The organism is Thermogemmatispora sp. (assembly GCF_019683755.1).
Taxonomy (GTDB): Bacteria; Chloroflexota; Ktedonobacteria; order Ktedonobacterales; family Ktedonobacteraceae; genus Thermogemmatispora.
Map to the genome: position 1 here is coordinate 1 of NZ_JADGHT010000324.1, position 5,282 is coordinate 5,282.

Sequence of the window (5,282 nt, forward strand, 5' to 3'; positions counted from 1 at the left end):
TACTTACCCACCGACCCGACCCCCTGGCCATAAGCACGCTCCGCAGCCAGAGAGACAAAATCCCTCCTTCGCCGCTGCAGACCAGAGCACTCAGGCAATTACTGCAGCGAGCGAGCGAAGGCCTCAAAGAGGCGCCGCTGTTCCGCCGTCAGATGAGTCGGCAGAACCACATTCACCTCAGCGTAAAGGTCGCCACGCTGATCCGGCTGCCCCAGCACCGGCATGCCTTGGCCACGCAGGCGGAAAGACTTGCCATTGGGAGTTTCCGGCGGGATCTTCAGCAGCAGGCGACGGCCTGACGGTGTAGGCACCTCCACCTCGCCACCTAGCATGGCCGTTACCAGCGGAACATCCACCCGCGTGCGCAATGTCGTGCCCTCACGGGAAAAACGCGGATCAGGCCGGACATGGATGCGCAGATAGAGGTCGCCGCGCCCGGCAGCGCCCTGCAGCCCCTGACCAGGGATACGGATGCGAGCCCCATCCTCGACACCGGCAGGTATCTTAACCTCCAGGCGGCGGCGGCTACCATCGATATCCTCCAACTCGATCATGCGCGTGGCGCCATCGTAGGCCTCAGCTAACGAGACCTCTAACACCGACTCCACGTCGCGCCCAAAGGGAGCCTGACGCCCAACGGTGCGACCCGTCCGCGCACGCCCGCCGAAGGGGCTGCCAAAGAACATTTCAAAGAAATCGGAGAAGGGCGAAGCTCCACCGAGCAGATCTTCCAGATCCTCTTCGGTGATCGTCTGATAGCGATATCCGCCAGAGCCAGAGGCACCCGGCCAGCGTCCATAGCGCTGATAATAGCTGCTCAGCTCATCATACTTCTTGCGCTTCTCGGGATCAGATAAGACCTCATAGGCCTCATTGATCTCCTTGAAGCGTTCTTCCGCCGCCTTATCTCCTGGATTGACATCAGGATGATACTGACGTGCCAGCTTGCGGTAAGCCTGCCGAATAGTCTTATCGTCGGCGTTACGATCTACACCCAGTATCTTGTAATAGTCTTTATAATCGACAGCCATAGGTGCCTCCCCCCAGGAAGATGTGAGCTACAGGCCGTTTAACCACCTGGTCAACCAATCAAGCAACTATCTCACTCCCCAGCCAGTCAGGAACCTGCAGGTTGCGTACCATGAATGGGCACGACCATTAACAGAGCAGCGATGAGCATCTCTCCGCCAGAAGCATACCCCTTCCCGCACAGGGAAGAGAGGGAGATCGCACGCGCAGGGAAGGAGCCTTCGCGGGCGAACGAGCTGGCAGACGAACGCATCTGCACCTTCACTCACAATCTGACGCAGGCCCCAATTGCACGAGGCTGCAGCACGAGGCGGGCAGAGCTGCCAGCGTCAGTCTGCTGCAGAGAGGAGACAGCCTGGTTGGTGAGCAGTCTGGTGCCGCACATCAGTCAGTCAGCCAGTCAGCCAGCCAACCGGCCTAAGAGCGAGCAACGTTCGTTAAGGCCGAGCACCCAAGGCCCGACCAAGCCGGCTGGCTGGCTTATCGGTACTGACTGGAGGCTATGCTAGCCGGAGAAGGCGAGGCGGGGCCGCCTGGCGCAGAGCAAGCGCCAATGAGGTCCGGTCCGAGGTATCAGGACGGACGAGATACCCCGGCGAGCGGTTCAGACCTCACGATACTCGCCCTCGATGGGTCCAGAGTCACCGCCATCCGAGGGATTGGAGCCAGAGGACGAACCGCCGCTTGTGCCCGCGCCGGCGCCAGCACCAGCCTGGCTATAGATCTCCTGGCCGATACGCGACAGCGCGCGTTCCAATTCATCCAGCGTACTGCGCACCCGCGAGACATCACTGCCCTTGAGGGCATCGCGTACTGCCGCGATCTTGCTCTCGACCTCGCTGCGCAGGCTAGCCGAGACCTTATCACCCATATCGCGCAAGGTCCGCTCAGCCTGATAGGCCACACTATCGGCACGGTTGCGCAGCTCAATCTCCTCACGGCGGCGCCGATCCTCTTCCGCATACTGCTCGGCCTCACGCACCATGCGCTCCACTTCCTCCTTGCTGAGGCCGCTGGAAGCCGTGATGGTAATCTTCTGCTCACGCCCGGTGGCCTTATCACGTGCCGAGACATTCAGAATACCATTAGCATCGATATCAAAGGTCACTTCGATCTGCGGCACACCACGCGGCGCAGGCGGGATACCCTCCAGGCGGAAGCGACCTAGGCTCTTGTTATCGCGCGCCAATTCGCGCTCACCCTGCAGGACGTGGATCTCAACCGCCGTCTGATTATCTTCCGCTGTGCTAAACAGCTCTGTCTTGCGCGTTGGGATCGTCGTATTGCGCTCAATCAGCTTTGTCATCACGCCGCCCAGCGTCTCAACACCGAGCGACAGCGGCGTCACATCGAGCAGCAAGACATCGCGCACTTCACCCTTGAGCACGCCGGCCTGAATAGCCGCACCGATGGCCACCACTTCGTCCGGGTTAACACCCTTATGCGGCTCCTTGCCAAAGAGGCGACGCACCATTTCAATGACCGCCGGCATGCGGGTCTGACCACCAACCAGCACCACCTCATCGACATCATTGGGGCGAATGCCGGCATCAGCCAGAGCCTGCATCACAGGTCCACGCGTGCGCTCGATCAGATCACTGACAAGCTGCTCCAGCTTGGCCCGCGAGAGCGTCATCATCAGATGCTTGGGGCCACTGGCATCGGCGCTAATGAAGGGGAGATTGATCTCCGTCTGCAGTGAGCTGGACAGCTCAATCTTCGCGCGCTCAGCAGCCTCCTTTAGACGCTGCAGAGCCATGCGGTCCTGACGCAGATCAATACCGTGCTCCTTGCGGAACTCGTCAGCCATCCAGTCGATGATGCGCTGATCAAAGTCATCGCCACCCAGATGTGTATCACCATTGGTGGCCTTCACTTCGAAGACACCATCGCCGAGCTGCAGGATCGAGATATCGAAGGTACCGCCGCCCAGATCGTAGACGGCAATGATCTCATCCTTCTTCTTATCAAGACCGTAGGCCAGCGAGGCCGCCGTTGGCTCGTTAATGATGCGCAGGACCTCCAGACCCGCAATCTTACCAGCATCCTTCGTTGCCTGGCGCTGCGAGTCGTTGAAGTAGGCCGGTACCGTAATCACTGCCTGCGTAATCTTCTCGCCCAGCTTCGCCTCGGCATCTAGCTTCAGCTTCTGCAGAATCATCGCCGAGATCTCCGGCGGGCTGTACTCCCGGCCTCCCATCACGACACGCGCATCACCATTGGGGGCCTTGGTGATCTTGTAAGGGACCAGCTTCATGGTGCGCTGGACCTCGGGATCGTCATAGCGGCGCCCCATCAAACGCTTTACGGAATAGATCGTGTTCTCCGGGTTGGTGATCGCCTGGCGCTTGGCAAGCTGCCCCACCAGCCGCTCACCAGTCTTAGTCACCGCCACCACTGAGGGGGTCAGGCGCGAGCCTTCACTATTTTCCAGGACCACCGGCTCGCCCGCCTCCATCACTGCCACCACCGAGTTGGTCGTCCCTAGGTCAATACCAATCACTTTAGCCATCGCTACAATCCCTCCTTAAGTGGAGGAGCAACCGCACTTGCGTGTGCTGGCGGCCCTCCTCACACCACTCAAGCTTACGCTTCCTTCAAGCTTTCTCTGTCGTCTCGTCCGTTCGTCACTCCAACGCGGTCGTTCCTACGTCACTAGCCATAGCAGGGCAGGTCTCTGTCAGTACTTGTATCACATATCACAAAAACTGTCAAGTCAATTTACCTAAACCGTCAGATATGGCCAGGCCGTCAGGGAGCAGACGGTGAAGAAGGAGTTGGCGGCGAGCCAGCCACGACGACCTGAGCTGGGCGAACAATGCGTTCACCCAGCATATAGCCGGGGCGCACAATCTGGAGCACGGTGCCCTCGGCAGCGCTGGCCTGGGTGTCGAGAGCCACGGCCTCATGAAGGCGAGGATCAAATTGCTCGCCCTGACGCCCGATTTGACGAATGCCCAACTCGGCCAGCGTGCTGGCGAGGCGCCGAGCCACTAGATGCAGCCCCTGCACCCAGGGCTGATGAGCCAGCTCAGGGGGGGTGGCGCTCAAAGCACGCCCCAGATCATCGAGCACGGGTAGCAGACGCCGCAGGAGCGCGATCTGAGCACTGAGACTGGCCTCTTCTTGCTCCTGTCCTACACGGCGCCGATAGTTGATGAAATCGGCCTGAGAGCGACGCAGCATATCCAGGTACTCCTCGGATCGCCGCTGTTCCGCGGCTAGCTCGCGCTCCAGGCGACTGACCAGTTGCGCTTTATCATCCTCCACGGCCTGCTGTGGCTTGGCTTCCTGCTGTCGCTCCTGCCCTTGATGCCACATTTCCTGCCTCCTTAGCGCGAAGACGAGGCCGGTATTGCTCGGGTACCTTCCCCGGCGCTTTGCGGCTGCTCCCGACCAGGCGCCTCGCGCGATGTCTGACCTGTAACTCTTAACTTTATCATAAGCTGTCAAACGCTCACTGAGCTGCTAGGCATCTCCTCAGACAAAGATCAGATAAATACGAATCTTGTCTGGCTTTGGCCTCTGCGATCTCTCTTTTGCGCCCAGAACACGCCTGCCGAGGCTGCCGGCTGCTCAGGTTTCCAGGCACCTCCTCGTTGGCCCCATTACCTACCTGCTGACGCTCCTCTTGCGTCGGGGCGAGCGCCATCGGAGCCGGGCCGGCACAGCGTGCGCACAGGCAGGCAGCCTACCCTCTGCCACAGGCCCTCTCTCCTTCCACTCTGCCTACTCCCGCGCCGACTCAGAGCCTACCGCTCGCTCGGCGGGATCAGCATCAGCGGAGTGCTGATCTGCCTGCGCTAGCCTGATGCGAGCAAGGGGCTGCGACGGCTGCCCTGTCGCGTCTGTCTGTCCGCCCTCTGTCTCCTGCGTGCTGCGCTGCTCGCCCCCGCCGGCCTGCTCACTCAGGGCCGGGCGCACTTCGATGCGTACACCAGAGCCTTCTCCAACCTCGCCCAGCCCCAGCACTTCGAATAGCCGGCGCATCTCACGCAGTGCGTTCTCAGCACGCATCTGCGCCTCTCGCGCCTCCTGAATCTCCTGCTGCAGAACGCGGACATGCTTGCGAATCTGCATGATATAGCGGATGCCGACCGCGTTCACTCCCTGCTCATATAATTCGGCCACCTCTTCAAGGATGGCCAGATCATTATCGGAGTAGAGGCGATTCTTGCCGCTTTGACGCGCCGGCTCCAGGAGGCCCGCTTTTTCCAGCTCTCCTCCATAGCGTCGCAACATGTGCGGAGGCA

General features: G+C 60.5%; 4 protein-coding genes. All 4 read right to left on the reverse strand.

What is annotated here, in order from left to right; all coding sequences use genetic code 11:
- Positions 1–98: 98 nt before the first annotated feature.
- On the reverse strand, positions 99–1,031 hold the full coding sequence (locus tag IRZ24_RS16385; protein WP_297166430.1) for a DnaJ C-terminal domain-containing protein: 933 nt from the start codon (positions 1,029–1,031) through the stop codon (positions 99–101).
- Positions 1,032–1,633: 602 nt separating this feature from the next.
- Positions 1,634–3,541, reverse strand: a complete 1,908-nt coding sequence (gene dnaK / locus IRZ24_RS16390; protein ID WP_297166433.1) for a molecular chaperone DnaK — start codon at positions 3,539–3,541, stop codon at positions 1,634–1,636.
- Positions 3,542–3,780: 239 nt separating this feature from the next.
- Positions 3,781–4,350 (reverse strand): nucleotide exchange factor GrpE, encoded by a 570-nt coding sequence (locus IRZ24_RS16395; RefSeq protein ID WP_297166436.1) that lies wholly within the window; start codon positions 4,348–4,350, stop codon positions 3,781–3,783.
- Positions 4,351–4,758: 408 nt separating this feature from the next.
- Positions 4,759–5,282, reverse strand: a 524-nt coding sequence (locus IRZ24_RS16400) for a MerR family transcriptional regulator (RefSeq protein ID WP_297166439.1), incomplete at its 5' end; no start/stop codon positions are given.